This window comes from Macellibacteroides sp. (genome assembly GCF_050251695.1).
GTDB classification, from domain to species: Bacteria; Bacteroidota; Bacteroidia; order Bacteroidales; family Tannerellaceae; genus Macellibacteroides; species Macellibacteroides fermentans.
In genome coordinates, this window is the sequence record NZ_JBFWMI010000032.1 from 13,692 (window position 1) to 31,070 (window position 17,379).

Consider the following 17,379-nt stretch of genomic DNA (forward strand, 5'->3'; position numbering starts at 1 on the left):
TTCCATATATGTAATAACAAAATTGTCTTCCTGTTACATTGCTGAAATCTCAACAAGTTCCATCTCAAAAATCAATGTCGAATAAGCCGGAATTTCTCCTTGTCCAGTTTTTCCGTATCCTAATTCCTGCGGAATCCAAACCTCCCATTTATCACCCACATGCATATGCTGCAGAGCCACCGTCCATCCCAGGATAGTCTGTCCGGCAACAAGTGTCGTGAAAGGAGAGCCGTCTTCAAATAGCTTTTGGTCGAACTTAGTACCATCAACCAGCGATCCTTTGTAGTACACTTTCACCGTACTTGTGTACAAAGGCTGTTTACCAGTTCCTGCTTTTAGAACTTTATAGTAGATACTGCCTTCCTTTCCCTGAGATTCGATACGGTTATAGCCCGCTTCAAATGCCTTCGCATTAAAAGCCTCTTCGTTCTTGAGCTTCCAGGCCTCATCAATCACCTCTTCGTTGTCATCACTACATGACGAAGCCGATAAGACAAAGCAGAACATTACAAGAAGTATGTGCCAATATTTTTTCATTCGCTTATTTTTTTGAAAAGTGATTTCATATTAACCTTTTCCGAAATAATATCGTGCAGTTTACTGATTGGAACACGTTCCTGCAACATGGTATCACGGAAACGGATTGTTACACAATTATCGTTCAACGTATCATGGTCAACCGTAATACAGAAAGGAGTACCGATGGCATCCTGACGACGGTAACGTTTACCGATGGAATCTTTTTCATCGTACTGACAACGGAAATCAAACTTCAGATCGTTTATGATTTCGTTGGCCTTTTCAGGAAGTCCATCTTTCTTTACCAACGGCATTACAGCAAGCTTAACAGGAGCAACCTGAGCTGGCAATTTCAAAACCACACGGGTTTCGCCATTTTCCAAAGTCTCTTCACAATACGAACCGGCCAGAACACTAAGGAACAGGCGGTCTACCCCAATAGAGGTTTCAATTACATACGGTGTATAGCTCTTATTCAATTCAGGATCGAAATACTGCATTTTCTTGCCTGAGAATTTCTCATGCTGACTTAAGTCGAAATCTGTACGGCTGTGGATACCTTCCACCTCTTTGAATCCGAAAGGCATTTCAAACTCAATATCTGTAGCGGCATTGGCATAGTGAGCCAGCTTTTCGTGGTCATGATAACGATACTTCTGATCACCCAATCCCAGCGCTTTGTGCCAGTTCAGGCGGGCTTGCTTCCATTTGGCGAACCATTCCAGCTCTTCTCCCGGACGAACAAAGAATTGCATCTCCATCTGTTCGAATTCACGCATACGGAAAATGAACTGACGAGCCACAATTTCGTTACGGAATGCTTTACCGATCTGTGCAATACCAAACGGAATTTTCATACGGCCGGTTTTCTGCACATTCAGGAAATTAACAAAAATACCCTGAGCAGTTTCGGGACGAAGGTACACCTTCATGGCGCCGTCGGCTGTAGATCCCATTTCGGTAGAAAACATCAGATTGAACTGACGTACATCGGTCCAGTTTCTGGTACCTGATATCGGACATACTATTTCGCATTCGATGATAAGATCCCGAAGGTCTTCAAAATTGGCATCGTTCAGGTCTTTTGCAAAGCGGGCATGTACTTCATCCCTCTTAGCCTGGTTTTCAAGCACCCTTGGATTTGTAGCACGGAACTGTGCCTCATCAAACGATTCACCGAAACGTTTGGCCGCTTTGGCAACCTCTTTGTCAATCTTCTCGTCAAGTTTAGCCAGATAATCTTCAATCAAAACATCTGCGCGATAACGTTTTTTAGAATCCTTGTTATCAATCAAAGGATCGTTAAAGGCATCCACATGGCCAGAAGCTTTCCAGATAGTAGGATGCATAAAGATAGCAGAATCAATCCCCACAACGTTGTCGTTCAGCAAGGTCATGCTATCCCACCAATATTTCTTCAGATTGTTTTTAAGTTCAACTCCCATCTGTCCATAATCGTACACTGCCCCTAAGCCGTCGTAGATTTCTGAGGACGGGAATACGAATCCGTATTCTTTACAGTGCGAAACTAACTTCTTAAATACATCTTCTTGTGCCATATTACGCAGTATAAAAATTATTCTAACTTTAAAGCATGCAAAGTAAGTGATTTTTTTCGATTATGTTCGTATATTTGCCAAAGCATGAGCTAAATTTAGCATTATATATGAGACCGGAAGATATTACAGAGCTGAACGACAACGAAGACAACAAGGAAAATGAAGTGGAGTTAACCGAAAACGACAATCAGGAAACCTCCACCCATTCAGAATATAAAATACCTGGAAAAACAGAAGGAAGAGTATCATATCACCTTTCCGGCATGTATCAGGACTGGTTCCTTGATTATGCTTCGTATGTGATATTGGAACGTGCTGTACCTCATATAAATGACGGATTAAAGCCGGTTCAACGACGGATCCTTCACTCCATGAAGCGTCTGGACGACGGCCGCTACAACAAAGTGGCAAATATTGTTGGTCACACCATGCAGTTCCACCCGCACGGAGACGCATCCATTGGCGATGCCCTCGTACAGTTGGGACAAAAAGACTTGTTGATTGATTGCCAGGGAAACTGGGGGAATATACTTACAGGTGATGGTGCTGCTGCGCCCCGTTACATTGAAGCCCGCTTATCCAAATTTGCTCTGGAAACGGTATTCAATCCTAAAACAACTCACTGGCAGCAATCGTATGACGGACGCAATAAGGAACCTATCACCCTGCCGGTCAAGTTTCCACTTCTGCTGGCTCAGGGCGTGGAGGGTATCGCTGTAGGTCTGGCATCAAAAATCCTGCCTCATAACTTCAACGAACTGCTGGATGCCAGTATAGCCTATCTGCAAGACAGACCATTTATCCTATATCCCGATTTTCAGACGGGGGGATCTATCGATATATCCAAGTACAACGATGGCGAACGGGGAGGTTCCGTTAAGGTGAGGGCCAAGATTTCCAAACTTGATAATAAAACGCTTGTTATCAGCGAAATCCCCTATGGAAAAACAACGTCTACCATCATTGAGTCAATCCTGAAAGCGAACGACAAGGGGAAAATAAAGATCAAGAAGGTCGACGATAATACAGCCCGTAATGTGGAGATTCTCGTTCACCTTGCGCCGGGCGTATCCTCGGATAAGACGATTGATGCGCTGTATGCATTTACGGACTGTGAAATCAGCATATCGCCCAATTGCTGCGTAATCAGAGACAACAAACCTCATTTCCTGGGTGTAAGTGAAGTCCTGCGCCACTCGGCAGACGACACCCTCCACCTGCTGCGAACTGAACTGGAAATCGAGAAAGCCGAACAGGAAGAGGCATTGTTTTTTGCATCGCTGGAGAAAATCTTCATCGAAGAGCGGATTTACAAGGACAAGGAATTTGAGAATTCGAAAGACATGGACGAGGCTGTAGCACATATTGATATGCGTCTGATCCCCTTCAAACCATCGTTTATTCGTGAAGTTACCCGCGAAGACATTCTCAAGTTGATGGAGATCAAGATGGGTCGCATCCTGAAATTCAATTCAGACAAAAGTGAAGCCTTTATCGCTCAGACGAAAGAGGCAATCAGCAAAATAGAGTATCACCTTGACAATATTGTCCAGTATACTGTGGATTGGTTTACCATGCTGAAAGAAAAATACGGCAAGAACTATCCCCGATTGACCGAAATTCGCAATTTTGACACAATCGAGGCATCCAAAGTTGTTGAGGCAAACGAGAAATTATACATTAACCGAGAAGAAGGGTTCATCGGAATGAGTCTGAAGAAAGATGAATTCGTATGCAACTGCTCCGACATCGATGATATAATTATTTTCTTCCGCGACGGAACCTACAAAGTTGTTAAGGTTTCGGACAAAATGTTTGTGGGAAAGAATGTTCTCTACCTGAATGTATTTAAGCGGAACGATAACCGAACCATATACAACGTAATTTACCGGGATGGCAAAACGGTTCCGTATTATATCAAAAGATTTGCGGTTACCGGGGTAACCCGCGACAAGGATTATGACTTAACCAAGGGGACTGCCGGTTCAAGAATTGTGTACTTTAGTGCAAACCCCAATGGTGAAGCCGAAACGGTTAAGGTTATCTTAAAACCCAAACCCCGTCAGAAGTTACTCGTATTCGAAAAAGACTTCAGCTCAATTGCAATCAAGGGACGTGCCTCCATGGGTAATCTGCTTACTAAAGCCGAGGTGCATAAAATTACACTGAAGCAAAAAGGTAGCTCCACTTTGGGGGGAAGGCAGGTCTGGTTCGACAGAGACGTGCTCCGGTTAAACTACGACGGCAGAGGAGAGGCTTTGGGCGAGTTCCTGAGCGACGACCTGATTCTGGTAATTTGCCGGAATGGCGACTTCTTCACAACCAATTTTGACCTGAGCAATCACTATGAAGATAATATCCTCATTATAGAAAAATTCGACTCGTCGAAGGTGTGGACTGCCGCACTGTGGGACGCAGACCAGAAGTACAATTACCTGAAACGGTTCCAGTTGGAATCAAGTTCGCGTAAGCAAAACTTTTTGGGCGAGAATACAGAAAGCAGGCTCTTGCTTCTTACAGATGAAACCTATCCGCGCATCGAAGTCATATTTGGCGGACACGACAGCTTCAGGGAAACCCTGGTGTTGGATGCCGAAGAATTTATTGCGGTAAAAGGATTTAAAGCAAAAGGAAAACGCATCTCAACTTACGAGGTTGAAACCGTAAATGAACTTGAACCGGTTCGTTTCCCTCAGGAAAACAAGGATACAAGTGAAACGGTTGAAGAGGATGAGGAAAATTTGGACGATAAAAGCAATACAGATATTCTGGATGAAATAACGGGACAGATGAAACTATTTGATGAATAAAGCCTATGAAGCGTATAGTCAGCCTTCTGATCATAACTCTTTATCTTTCGTCTTCGCTCACAGCCCAGGAAGACAAAGGAGAACAACCATGGTCCGTCAATGAAGCAACCCTTGTGGGTGCGGGTGGGTATAATATTAAAGACTCCTACCTTTCTCCCCTCAAGTACACCGGATGGGGACTGAGAATTCTGAATGAAAGAATGAAGATGACAAGGCTGGCCAATTACAACGTATCCAGGCAACAGTTTATCAATCTGGATCTTGCTTTTACCCGTAATCCGGCCGAAACAGCGTCCTCCTTTGCGGGTTTTGCCGATTATAGCTTAGGATATCATTACCACTTCCTGCCCGACCCAAATTTCAAGATACTTACCGGAGCCTCCCTGAAAGGATTGTTCGGTTTTATTTACAATACAAGAAATGGAAACAATCCGGCTTCGGCCAAGGCAGAGATTGACCTGAATCTCTCGGCCATGGCTATCTATAGGCTTCAGCTGAAAGAGTATCCGGTAACCTTACGTTATCAGGTAGAAATCCCGCTATCCGGAGTCATGTTCTCTCCACATTTCGGACAATCTTATTACGAAATATTCAATTTGGGAAATAACGATGGTGTCGTGCTATTCAGCTCACTGCACAACAAATTCGGCATACGCAATTACCTTACGGCCGACTTTCCGGTTGGTAATTTCACAATCCGGGCCGGCTACCTCAATTCCTATTACAATACAGATGTAAATGGGATACAGAGTCACATCGTATCTCATTCGTTTCTTATCGGTTTTGTAAAAGAATTTGTATCTTTTGGCGGTAAAAAGCTTAAGAAGACTAACAGCTATAACAGTGCCTATTATTGAGATAATGAAAAAAAGCATACCATATTGCCTGCTTCTCCTTGTGTCGTTCTGGCTGTTTTCGTGTGAGAAAGCCGACGAGTACACTTCTGCTCCGAGGGAAAACTTCGAAGCTCTCTGGAAAATCATGGACGAACACTACTGTTTCTTTGAATATAAGGATGTAGATTGGAACGATGTGTATGCCCGTTACAGCGTGCAGGTTACCGACACCATGAAGCAAGATCAGTTGTTCAAGTTGCTTGGCGAAATGCTGAATGAACTAAAAGACGGTCACACGAATCTTATCTCCTCCTTTGATGTAAGCCGGTACTGGAAATGGTATGAAGACTATCCTGCTAATTTCTCGGAAGATATTCAGGAAAACTACCTCGGAACCGATTACATGATTGCGGGCGGAATGAAATACAAGAAACTTTCCAAAGATGTTGGCTACATTTATTACGGAAGTTTCTCCAATGCCATCGGGGAGACCAACCTGGACTATATCTTAATGTATTTCAAAGATTGCAAGGCAATTATTCTGGACGTTCGGGATAACGGAGGAGGTTCGTTAACCTATTCCGACAGGATAGCGGCACGCTTCCTTGATAATAAAATTACAACCGGTTATATTTTACATAAAACTGGAACCGGACACAACGATTTCTCCAGACCTTACGAACTTACCCTCATCCCGTCCGAACGTGTACGGTGGCTGCGTCCGGTGGTTGTACTCACCAACCGACATTGCTTTAGTGCAACAAACGATTTTGTGAACAAGATGAAGATGATGCCTCACACAACCATTCTTGGTGACCGCACCGGAGGGGGAAGTGGTTTTCCTTTCAATTCGGAACTTCCCAATGGGTGGAGTGTACGGTTTTCTGCCAGTCCGATGTTAAATGCAGCTATGGAGCATACCGAATTCGGAATTGATCCGGACGTGAAGGTCAATATGCTTACCGAAGACATGCAACGGGGTAAAGACACCCTAATTGAAGCTGCATTGCAGCTTATCGAACGGATGAACATTAAAATTTAAATCATATATTGAATAAAAATAACTCAAATACTTGTTTCTTTATAAAAAAGCATTACCTTTGCACCGCAATCAAGAGCGGCTGTGGCGTAATTGGTAGCCGCGCCAGACTTAGGATCTGGTGACGAGAGTCGTGGGGGTTCGAGTCCCTTCAGCCGCACAAACAGAAATCCTTGCAAGTTTACTTGCAGGGATTTTTTGTTATTCTTCATCCTTAACCTGACCATCACCCGGAACAACCTCATCAGGGAGAATCTCATTGTCAGCAGAAACACCCTCTTCAATATACTCTTTTTTGAAAATATCGACACAAAGAATAAAAACCGATATTAATAATGGACCGAATATAATGCCCATAAATCCGAATAAAGAGAGACCGATAATCACGCCAAAAATTGTTATCAGAGGGTGAGTATCCGCAATCTTTTTCTGCAAGACAAAACGAATCAGGTTATCGATATTGGTAATTATGATCAACGAATAGGCCAGCAGACCGATTGCATTACCCCATTCGCCGGTTAAGAATAGATAAATAACCAGAGGTACCCACACCAATGCAGTACCAACCACAGGAATAATGGTAGCCACACAGGTAAGCACACAAAAAAGTAATGCACTGGGAACACCGAATATAAGATAAGCAATCAAGGCAATTAAGCCTTGAATAATACCCAATAATGGAATACCGATGGCATTGGATCTCACTATTACATTGATTTCGTTCAGCACATTCCGCTTTTCCCTGTCATTGAAGGGCAACAGATCATACACGTAATTTTCCATCTCCTTCCCTCCTATCAACATAAAGAACAGGACGAAAAGCAACGTCACCATATTCACGGCAAATCCACTTAAACTCCCCACCAACACCTGTCCGATATTAGGCAACAGTCCAAGCACCATATCAATATTCTTCTTGTCAAATAAATTGTATCCCGTCTTAATCCGGATCAGGTCGGCAATATGCTCGGCAGTACGTAACAATGAAGCAGTGTCCAGATTCAGGTGCTGAAGCTTATTTACCAACAACCACACTACAAAAAACAAAGGAATCAGAAAACAGAGAACAGCCTCGGCCAATAAAAGAAGAGCCACCCTGTTTTTTTTGAATCCCTTCTTTACAACCAGAAAAAGCATCTGCTTTCTCAACAGGATATAAATGGTGAAAGCACCTAAGATTCCGCCCAGGAAGGGAATAAATTCAATAAATAACACGATCCCCAGGGCAATAATAATTATAATCAGGGAATATTTCCAGTATTGTTCTTTAAAGCTCATAATATCAATTATTGTTGATGCATGTAAAAATACGATTATTCCATCAAAGGATAACATAAACAGCAACCGAATTACATTTTACAGTATTACATCAGATTCACCCTCCAAACTCCTGTGTAACAATCTTTATATTTGTTAAAATTAGCAAGAAAAAAGGAAACTGAAACCTTAAGTTACAACAAAAAACGCTTTTTTTTATTATTTTTGTAACATACGCATTGATAATAGGTATACTAACAGCCAACTATCAAAATTAGCCGGATAAAGCCGGTTTATACAAATTATCATTTAAATCATAAATTAAAGAATTGCCCATGTTACATAATGCCGAAGAAGTTTTATTAATCTGTTCAGTCATTTTATTTGTAAGTATCCTGGCCGGTAAAGCCGGCTTCAGAGTCGGATTGCCCGCCCTGCTATTATTTTTGGGAATAGGGATGCTCTTTGGAAGCGACGGTCTGGGTCTGCAGTTCAGCAATCCGCAGATTGCCCAGTTCATCGGGATGATTGCACTTAGTATCATCCTGTTTTCGGGAGGTATGGATACAAAACTATCCGAAATAAAACCGATTGCATCGCAAGGAGTTGTATTGGCAACGCTCGGGGTATTGGTAACTACCGCTATAACGGGATATTTTATATTCTGGCTTACAGGGCTGGTTGCCGGTTACGAAACCCTGACTCTGGCAGAATCATTGTTAATGGCGGCTGTTATGTCGTCGACCGACTCTGCTTCCGTTTTTTCGATCTTGCGAAGCAAAGGGGTTTACCTCAAACAACGCCTTCGCCCCACCCTCGAGCTGGAAAGCGGAAGTAACGACCCAATGGCCTATATGCTAACCATAATACTGATTGCCTATATCCAGAGTAACGGTATGAATTTTCTGGATGGAGCCATTTCGCTGGCCGTTCAGTTAATATTAGGTTTGATAGCAGGATACATCTTAGGAAAAGTATCGGTATGGATCATCAATAAGGTAAATGTAGAGAATCAATCCCTGTATCCGATACTTTTGCTGGCAGTCATTTTCTTCATATTTTCAATCACATCGCTCTTAAAAGGAAATGGATATCTGGCTGTCTACATTGCCGGATTGGTGGTTGGAAACACGAAGATTATCCACAAGAAGAGTATTGTAACTTTCTTCGACGGGTTCACCTGGTTATGGCAGATCGTAATGTTTATCACGCTGGGGTTGCTGGTTAATCCCCACGAACTGCTTCCAGTGGCTGGAATCGGACTTACGGTTGGTATTTTTATGATTATTTTCGCCCGACCGATAACCGTGTTTCTTTGTCTGCTTCCTTTCCGGAATTTCACCACAAAAGCCAAGCTTTACATTTCGTGGGTTGGATTACGCGGAGCTGTTCCCATCATCTTTGCCACCTATCCATTGATAGCGGGCATCGAAAATGCCAACCTTATTTTTAACGTGGTATTCTTTATCACCATCCTTTCGCTTTTGGTACAGGGAACAACTGTAACCCATGTTGCCAGGTGGTTGCATCTCACAGACGCTCCGGACAGGAAAGACGAATTCGGCATTGAGCTTCCGGAAGAGATTAAGTCGGCCATGAGCGAAATAGACATCACCAAAGAGGTGTTAAGTCACGGCAACAAACTGATGCAGCTCAAACTTCCCGATCACACATTGGCGGTTATGGTTAAAAGAGATGGAAAATATTTCATACCCAAGGGTAATACCGAACTGCACGAAAACGATAAGTTACTGATGATATCGGACAACGACGAAGCGTTGCTCCAATCGTACGAATCATTGGGTATAAAAGGTTTCACGATGAAAAAGAATTAATACCGACAAATTACGTACATTTGTGACAACAATATAACGGTTAACAATGGCAGCAAAGAAAGACAGAATCTTATGGGCAGATGATGAGATTGATCTATTAAAACCTCACATCCTGTTCCTGCAAGACAAAGGGTACGAAGTCGTACCTGTAGTAAGTGGACAAGATGCCATTGATTATTGTCGCGAGCAGACCTTCGATATTATCTTCCTTGATGAGAACATGCCCGGACTTACAGGGCTTGAGACGCTGGTATTCATCAAGGAGATTGCCCCTTCTATACCGGTTGTAATGGTAACCAAAAGTGAAGAAGAAAGCATCATGAACCAGGCAATCGGCAATAAAATTGCCGATTACCTGATCAAACCTGTCAACCCCAACCAATTGCTTCTTTCAATAAAAAAGAATGTACACCAGCAGGTTATTATTTCCGAAACCACAACGGTTGGTTATCAACAGGAATTTAACCGGATCGGCATGCAGATAAACGACTCGCTTACGGCTAACGACTGGGTGGAGGTATACAAGAAGCTGGTTTATTGGGAACTGGAGTTGGAAAGCGGACAGGGACCGATGACCGACATGCTGCGTATGCAAAAGCAGGAAGCCAACCAGGCTTTCGGTAAATTCATTAAAAAGAATTATCTGGGATGGATGCAGGATTCTGCCAAGCGGCCTGAAATGAGTCCGGATCTATTCAAGCAAAGGGTATTCCCGATGCTGGACAATGAAGAGAAAGTATTCTTTATCCTTATCGATAATTTCCGGCTGGACCAATGGCGCGTTGTAAAAGAGTTGTTGGCCGATTACTACACCTACGACGAATCCCTGTATTACAGCATCCTTCCCACGGCAACCCAATATGCGCGTAACGCCATATTTTCGGGACTTATGCCTCAGCAGATAGCCAAGATGTTTCCGGAACTATGGGTGGACGAGGACAGCGAAGAGGGTAAAAACCTGAACGAAGCCCCGCTCATTCAGACACAGATAGAGCGGTTCCGCAAAAAATATTCATTTTCCTATACCAAGGTGTACGACTCCGAGCATGGCGAAAAGCTAATATCCTCCCTGCCCCAGTTGCTTCACAACCAACTGAACGTAGTGGTGCTCAATTTTGTGGACATGCTTTCGCACGCCCGTACTGAAAGTAAAACCATCCGCGAACTGGCGCAGACCGAAGCAGCCTACCGGAGTCTTACCCGTTCCTGGTTCCAGCACTCTTCCACCCTCGAGCTTTTTAAACGGATTGCAGAGAAGGGCTATAAGGTAGTTCTTACTACAGACCACGGTACAATCAGGGTAAACGAAGCGGTAAAAGTGATTGGCGACAAACATACTACCACCAATTTACGGTATAAAGTGGGAAAAACGCTGAACTATAATCCGCGCGAAGTGTTTGAAATTAATGATCCGGGAAAGGCGGGACTCCCCTCTCCCAACATCAGCAGTAAATATATTTTCGCCATGAACGATAGTTTTATGGCATATCCGAATAATTACAATTATTACGTTTCATATTATAAAAACACCTTTCAGCATGGAGGTATCTCACTCGAGGAGATGATAATACCTTTCGTTGTGCTGGATCCCAAAAGATAACAGTATAAAAAAAGATGACAACTATTCAGATTAACAGTTTAGATTCTATCCGCGAATCGGCAAAGGCTTTTCTGGCGGCAATGGACGATCGTACGGTATTTGCCTTTCATGGTCAGATGGGCGCAGGTAAGACAACCTTCATCAAGGCCATCTGTGAAGAACTTGGCGTTGAGGATGTTATCAACAGCCCCACATTCGCTATCATCAACGAATACCGTTCCGAAACTACCGGCGAGCTTATCTATCACTTTGATTTCTACCGCATCAACAAACTGAGCGAAGCCGAAGATATCGGAACAGAAGATTACTTCTATTCGGGCGCCCTGTGTTTCATCGAATGGCCCGAGAAGATCGAAGACCTGTTGCCGGGCGACGTAGTGGAGGTTACAATCAAAGAAAACCGGGACGGTACACGTACCGTAGAAATAAACTAAGACCATGGGCCCCTCAGAGTATTTTATCCTGGTAATCTTTATCGCATTGGGACTGTTTTCACTTACAGCAGCCATCCTGAACATCGATTGGTATTTCAAAACCAGTGGAGCTGCCACGTTCATTAAATTATTCGGCCGTCAAGGAGCCCGTATATTTTATGGACTCCTAGGGTTGGCACTCATTGCCTGTGGGGTATGCGGTTTACTCTATTGGTAAAATTCATATCAAATAATTAGCATGCAAGAAACAAAAAACACCGGAGGTATACGTTCGTTTAGTCGGAACTTCTGGACTGTCATTCTCATGGAGCTCTTCGAGCGGGGCTCGTACTACGGCGTTATGTCTGTGTTATCCGTCTATCTGGTACTGGGTATCGATCAGGGCGGATTGGGATTTTCGAAAGAGAGTGTGGGTGTTATAAAGAGCACCATCACACCGCTTCTGTACATCCTACCTATACTTTCGGGGGCGATTGCCGACAGATACGGATATAAGAAGGTGCTTACCTTTGCTTTTCTCGTGATGTCTACCGGCTATTTCCTTACCAGCTTAAGCACAACCTACACCTTTGTGTTCGCAAGTCTTCTGCTGATGGTGGTGGGAGCCGGCTGCTTCAAACCCATCATTTCGGGCACCATTGCCAGAGAAACAAACGAAAGCAACTCCACCCTCGGGTTTGGTATTTTCTACTGGTCCATCAATCTGGGAGCCTTTATTTTCCCGCTGTTGCTGGTACCCTATCTGAAGGCGATATCCTGGAACTACATATTCATTATGGCAGCGGTGGGAACCGGCTGGCTGTTCTTTCTGAACCTTTTCGTGTACAAAGAACCGGCCCGTCCGGCTGTTGCAGGGAAAGTAGGCGATATGCTCAAGAATGTGGTCCTGGTGCTTAAAGACATCCGGTTTATGTCCATGATCCTAATATACAGCGGATTTTGGATTCTCTATTTTCAGATGTTCGACACCGTATTATGGTATCTTACGGAACATGTAGACGTTACTCCTGTGAATCAGGCTGTAAACGGGATATTGGGACTCTTTACCGACAATCCCGACTGGAAATTCGATGCAGAGCACGTAACCGTGATCAATGCCTTTGCCATTATTTCGTTGCAGCTGGTAGTATCTTCCATCGTAAAGCATACGCCGGCACTACCTACCATGATAACCGGGTTGCTTATTGCTACCGCCGGAATGGCTTGCCTGGCTATATCAACCAGTGTGTGGATATTTATTGCCGGAATCTTTATTTTCAGCATCGGCGAAATGGTGGCTCACCCCAAGTTTATCTCCTATGTGGGTCTGATAGCCCCCGAAGATAAAAAAGCGTTGTATCTGGGCTACTCTTTTCTATATGGAGTGATAGGAAGCGGTATCGGTGGAATTCTGGGAGCTAAACTCTATGTACATTATGTAGACGAGCTCAACCAGCCGGACATGCTTTGGCTCATATTCTCCGGAATCGGACTGGTTACCATCTTCGGATTGATGGCCTACCATAAATTCCTGGCACCCAGAAAATAGGGCGAAGCAAATACCAGCCACTTTACTCAAATCATAAAACAGTGAGGGATGTCTTAAACTAAAGACATCCCTCATTATTTTGTAGTATCAGCTTTACGAATCAGTCCACCATCGCAAAGTCGAGTTGCTTTCTCTCCAGGTTAGCCTGAGCCACCTTGATCGTAATCGGATCACCCAAACGATACTGACGCTTCTTTCGTCTTCCAATCAGGCAATAATTCTTATCATCAAATTCATAAAAATCGTCATCCAGATCACGGATAGGCACCAATCCCTCGCACTTGTTCTCATTCAGTTCTACGTACAGACCCCATTCGGTAACACCCGAAATTACACCATCGTATACCATGCCCAGCTTATCACTCATAAACTCGACCTGTTTGTATTTCGTAGAAGCCCTTTCGGCATTGGCTGCCACCTGCTCCATACTGGAGCAATGTTCGCACAAATCCTCGTATTTGGCTTTCACCACACTCCGGCCGCCAGCCAGGTAACGCTCCAGCAAGCGATGAACCATCATATCCGGATACCGGCGGATGGGACTGGTAAAGTGCGTATAATAATCGAATGCCAGTCCGTAGTGCCCCACATTCTCGGTAGAATATACAGCCTTGGCCATGGCACGTATCGCGACTGTCTCAATCAGGTTCTCCTCGCGTTTTCCCTGTACCTCATCCAGCAAATGGTTAATACCCTTGGAAACATCCGTCTTGCTTCCGTCCGTTTTCAGCTTATAACCGAAACGGCGGATAAAAGAGGCAAAATTCTCCATCTTGTCGGGATCCGGCAAATCGTGGATACGATACACGAACGTTTTCTTGGTCTTCCCCTGAGGCACTTTGCCTACAAACTCGGCAACCGTACGATTTGCGAGCAACATAAACTCCTCAATCATTTTATTGGCATCTTTCGATTCCTTGAAATAGACACTCAACGGCTTGCCATGCTCATCAATCTCGAACTTCACCTCGTAACGCTCAAAAGCAATTGCTCCATCCTTGAACCGTTTGGCCCGTAACTTCTTGGCCAGACCATCCATGGCAAGAATAGCCTCTTCACATTCGCCGGCACCTTTCTCAATAACCTCCTGAGCCTCTTCGTAGGTAAACCTCCGATCGCTTTTAATCAGCGTACGGCAAATGCGCGAATTCTTTACAACAGCCTCCGGAGTCATTTCAAACACCACCGAGAAGCAGAATTTCTCTTCATTGGGGCGAAGCGAACAAAGTCCGTTACTAAGCCGTTCGGGTAACATAGGAATGGTACGGTCTACCAGATAAACACTTGTAGCCCTGCTCAGCGCCTCTTTGTCAATGATGCTGTCCGGTTTTACAAAATGCGTAACATCGGCAATATGTACTCCTATCTCAATCAGTCCGGAAGGCAATTTGCGATACGAAAGTGCATCATCAAAGTCCTTCGCATCTTTAGGGTCCACCGTAAAAGTAAGCACATCGCGGAAGTCCTCCCTCTCGGCCAGATCCTTCTCCGTTATCTCGCCCGAAATATCTTCGGCAGCCTTCTCTACATTCTCCGGATATTTATAAGGTAACCCGAACTCCGCCAGGATAGCATGCATCTCCGCATCATTCTGTCCGGCTACCCCTAAAATATCAACCACTTCACCCAGTGGATTCTTAGCACCCTCGGGCCATTCGACAATACGAACAATGGCCTTGTCGCCGTTCTTTCCACCCTTTAATTTATCTTTGGGAATAAAGATATCGTTGGCCAATGTTTTATTTTCCGTAACCAAAAAGGCAAACCCTTTGGCCACCTGTAATTTTCCAACAAACGTCTTCTCCACACTTTCCAGCACTTCCAGTACTTCGGCCTCCTGTTCCGCACCTTTCTTTTTGGCAAACAGCTGAACCTTCACCTTGTCGCCCGTCATTGCATGGCCCGAATTACGTTCTGCTACAAATACCGGCGTACCGCCATCTTCGGGCAGGAATGAATTCTTGCCGTTGCTTCTGCGTGAAAAAGTACCTATGGCAACCGTTCCGATTCCGTTGTAACGATACCGTCCACGGTCTATCTCAGAGATAAAATCGTCGGCTGCAAGGTCGTACAATATATCCACAATCATCAATTTCTGGACCTGAGCCTCCAGCCCCAGAATCTTACTTATTTGCTTATAGTTAAAAGACTCTTTAGGAGATGCCTGGAAAGCCGCTATTACAGCCTGCACCATTGCCTGTTTCTTCATTCGCTTTCCCGAACCTTTATTCTCCGTCTTTTCGTTTTTGTCTTTTTTTCCTGATTTCTTTCTCATCTTATTCTTCATTTAAATTGGCAGCGCAGGCTACCTGTATACAAAGTAAACAAATAAATCCGAAAAAGTATCATTGAGCCACCTAAATCGGATAAACAAACCGTTACTTCGTGAATTTAGAAGCTTTTACCCCCACTGCTCCGGGTTTACATACAAACAAGCTTCCACTCTGCGGGTACTTGGCCAGGTCGCTTTCCGACAATCCGGCACGGGCGGTCGTTATGTAAAGTATATCCAGATTTTCTCCTCCAAAAGCACACGAAGCCACATTAGGTGCGGGCAATTCAATCTTTTTGAGCAACTCACCTGTCTGCGGATTATAGCAATACACTCCATATCCACCCCACTGAGCCACCCAGAGGTTACCGTTGCGGTCGATTGTCATCCCGTCCGGAGAGCCGGTTCCTTCGGCCAGCGTAACTGCTATCCCGTCAAACTCGATATTCCCGGTGGAAGCATCATACTTATACCGGGCAACCTTACCCGTTGGCGTATCGTTATAGTACATAAACCGCTTATCGGCCGTCCACACAATGCCATTCGAAATTGTAACGCTGTCCAGTTTCACAGTAACAACGCCATCCCGTGTAACCGTATACAACTTACCGGCACCTTTAGGTGCTCCGAATCCCATGGTACCCACCCAAAGACGACCTTCCGTATCACACTTCCCGTCATTGCACCGCACCGTACCAGCCACATCATCGATAGAGGCCACATGTTCGTTTGCTCCTGTAAGCAAATTAACACGTACAATCTCATTCTGTAACGAAACCACCACGGTCGAATCCGTTTCGGGCACTACGGTAGACACCATCCGATCGAAAGTCCAGGTATTGCAAGTCTCCAACCCGGGTAAATATTCATACAGGGTCTTACCCTCGATATCCACCCAGAAAAGCGACTTACGTTCCGGATGCCATATACTGCCTTCGCCGGTAGTCGCTTTCGCTTCAAAGGCAACAACAGGCTTTTCGGTGAGCGTATTTTCGGAACAAGACGAAAGAAACAAGAAACAAAAGGCAGGTAAGGCCAAAGCCAGCGAAGTCAACGAATCTAACATAGCGGATGTTTTCATATTTAATTCATTTAGTAAAACAAAAATAGTAATTTTCTTTCCAACAAAGAGATAGGTTTACAGATAATGCACAATGCCCCTTGAATAATTGCTCCAATCAAATAAAACCGATTTATGCGCAAACCATCTGTCATCTCTCATTTTTCGTCGTTTTTCCCTGTATTTACAGGGGTTCCGGCAATGACAGATCCCTTTTTTCATCTATCATGCATCTGTCATCTCTCATTAACCCGAAGGCAGCCCCCTCCCATCCCGAAGGTTGTAATTTTATCAGATTATAAGCATTTTTTCCTTCTATACTTACTCTAAGGCATTTCTATACCAATCTTTACTGATTTTCCTGTATACAATTAGTATTTTGTATGCCGGATACTAATCGTTGGACCATGGTCAAGTTTTCGTTGGACCATGGTCTACTTATTGTTGGACCTAGGTTGAGATATCGTTGGACCATGGTCCAACGTTTAGTTGCCTTAATTCAAAGTATCTATTCGGTGTAGTACGTGTCTTATTATATAGTATAATAGAGTTTCTTTGTCCTCAAAAAAAATGTCATATAGTGTATTGTATTATCCAGATCGTAATGAGAAGTTACTATCATTACTTTCA

At 44.0% G+C, this 17,379-nt stretch carries 13 protein-coding genes and 1 tRNA gene; 9 read left to right on the forward strand and 5 right to left on the reverse strand.

Features of this window, described 5'->3' with window-relative positions:
• Positions 1–33: 33 nt before the first annotated feature.
• Both AB7E53_RS06705 and AB7E53_RS06710 read right to left on the reverse strand, forming a co-directional pair.
• Positions 34–537 carry an FKBP-type peptidyl-prolyl cis-trans isomerase gene (locus AB7E53_RS06705; protein ID WP_179399809.1) on the reverse strand — a complete coding sequence of 168 codons (504 nt, stop codon included), beginning with the start codon at positions 535–537 and terminating at the stop codon, positions 34–36.
• Positions 534–2,078 carry a glycine--tRNA ligase gene (locus AB7E53_RS06710; RefSeq protein ID WP_446774838.1) on the reverse strand — a complete coding sequence of 515 codons (1,545 nt, stop codon included), beginning with the start codon at positions 2,076–2,078 and terminating at the stop codon, positions 534–536. The genes AB7E53_RS06705 and AB7E53_RS06710 overlap by 4 nt, the downstream gene beginning before the upstream one ends.
• Before the next feature lie 107 nt (positions 2,079–2,185).
• Here AB7E53_RS06710 and AB7E53_RS06715 point away from each other — a divergent pair, with 107 nt between their 5' ends.
• The 4 genes from AB7E53_RS06715 (at position 2,186) to AB7E53_RS06730 (ending at position 6,923) form a co-directional block, all read left to right on the forward strand.
• A complete protein-coding gene (locus tag AB7E53_RS06715) occupies positions 2,186–4,888 on the forward strand; it encodes a DNA gyrase/topoisomerase IV subunit A (RefSeq protein ID WP_446774840.1) in 2,703 nt (900 codons plus the stop codon).
• A gap of 5 nt (positions 4,889–4,893) precedes the next feature.
• Entirely contained in the window at positions 4,894–5,745 is an 852-nt protein-coding gene (locus AB7E53_RS06720) for a DUF3316 domain-containing protein (RefSeq protein WP_446774842.1), read from the forward strand.
• Positions 5,746–5,749: 4 nt separating this feature from the next.
• On the forward strand, positions 5,750–6,766 hold the full coding sequence (locus AB7E53_RS06725; RefSeq protein WP_446774844.1) for a S41 family peptidase: 1,017 nt from the start codon (positions 5,750–5,752) through the stop codon (positions 6,764–6,766).
• Between the two features lie 75 nt (positions 6,767–6,841).
• Positions 6,842–6,923: transfer RNA gene (locus tag AB7E53_RS06730), tRNA-Leu, on the forward strand.
• 41 nt (positions 6,924–6,964) lie between these two features.
• Here the strand turns inward: AB7E53_RS06730 and AB7E53_RS06735 are convergent.
• Entirely contained in the window at positions 6,965–8,041 is a 1,077-nt protein-coding gene (locus AB7E53_RS06735) for an AI-2E family transporter (protein WP_446774846.1), read from the reverse strand.
• A gap of 314 nt (positions 8,042–8,355) precedes the next feature.
• On the opposite strand from AB7E53_RS06735, the gene AB7E53_RS06740 reads away from it, so the two are divergent.
• Genes AB7E53_RS06740 through AB7E53_RS06760 form a run of 5 tightly spaced genes read left to right on the forward strand, consistent with a single transcriptional unit; the run spans position 8,356 to position 13,417 of the window.
• A complete protein-coding gene (locus tag AB7E53_RS06740; protein WP_179399815.1) occupies positions 8,356–9,855 on the forward strand; it encodes a potassium/proton antiporter in 1,500 nt (499 codons plus the stop codon).
• A 46-nt stretch (positions 9,856–9,901) separates the two neighbouring features.
• Positions 9,902–11,455 carry a T9SS response regulator signal transducer PorX gene (gene porX / locus AB7E53_RS06745; RefSeq protein WP_079682394.1) on the forward strand — a complete coding sequence of 518 codons (1,554 nt, stop codon included), beginning with the start codon at positions 9,902–9,904 and terminating at the stop codon, positions 11,453–11,455.
• Between the two features lie 14 nt (positions 11,456–11,469).
• A complete protein-coding gene (gene tsaE, locus AB7E53_RS06750) occupies positions 11,470–11,889 on the forward strand; it encodes a tRNA (adenosine(37)-N6)-threonylcarbamoyltransferase complex ATPase subunit type 1 TsaE (RefSeq protein WP_446774848.1) in 420 nt (139 codons plus the stop codon).
• A gap of 4 nt (positions 11,890–11,893) precedes the next feature.
• On the forward strand, positions 11,894–12,106 hold the full coding sequence (locus AB7E53_RS06755) for an immunity 17 family protein (RefSeq protein WP_079682392.1): 213 nt from the start codon (positions 11,894–11,896) through the stop codon (positions 12,104–12,106).
• 21 nt (positions 12,107–12,127) lie between these two features.
• Positions 12,128–13,417 carry an MFS transporter gene (locus AB7E53_RS06760; RefSeq protein ID WP_446774850.1) on the forward strand — a complete coding sequence of 430 codons (1,290 nt, stop codon included), beginning with the start codon at positions 12,128–12,130 and terminating at the stop codon, positions 13,415–13,417.
• Between the two features lie 100 nt (positions 13,418–13,517).
• Here AB7E53_RS06760 and rnr read toward each other — a convergent pair whose 3' ends face one another.
• On the reverse strand, positions 13,518–15,692 hold the full coding sequence (gene rnr, locus AB7E53_RS06765) for a ribonuclease R (RefSeq protein ID WP_446774852.1): 2,175 nt from the start codon (positions 15,690–15,692) through the stop codon (positions 13,518–13,520).
• 103 nt (positions 15,693–15,795) lie between these two features.
• Positions 15,796–16,755, reverse strand: a complete 960-nt coding sequence (locus AB7E53_RS06770; protein WP_446774854.1) for an SMP-30/gluconolactonase/LRE family protein — start codon at positions 16,753–16,755, stop codon at positions 15,796–15,798.
• Between the last annotated feature and the right edge of the window lie 624 nt (positions 16,756–17,379).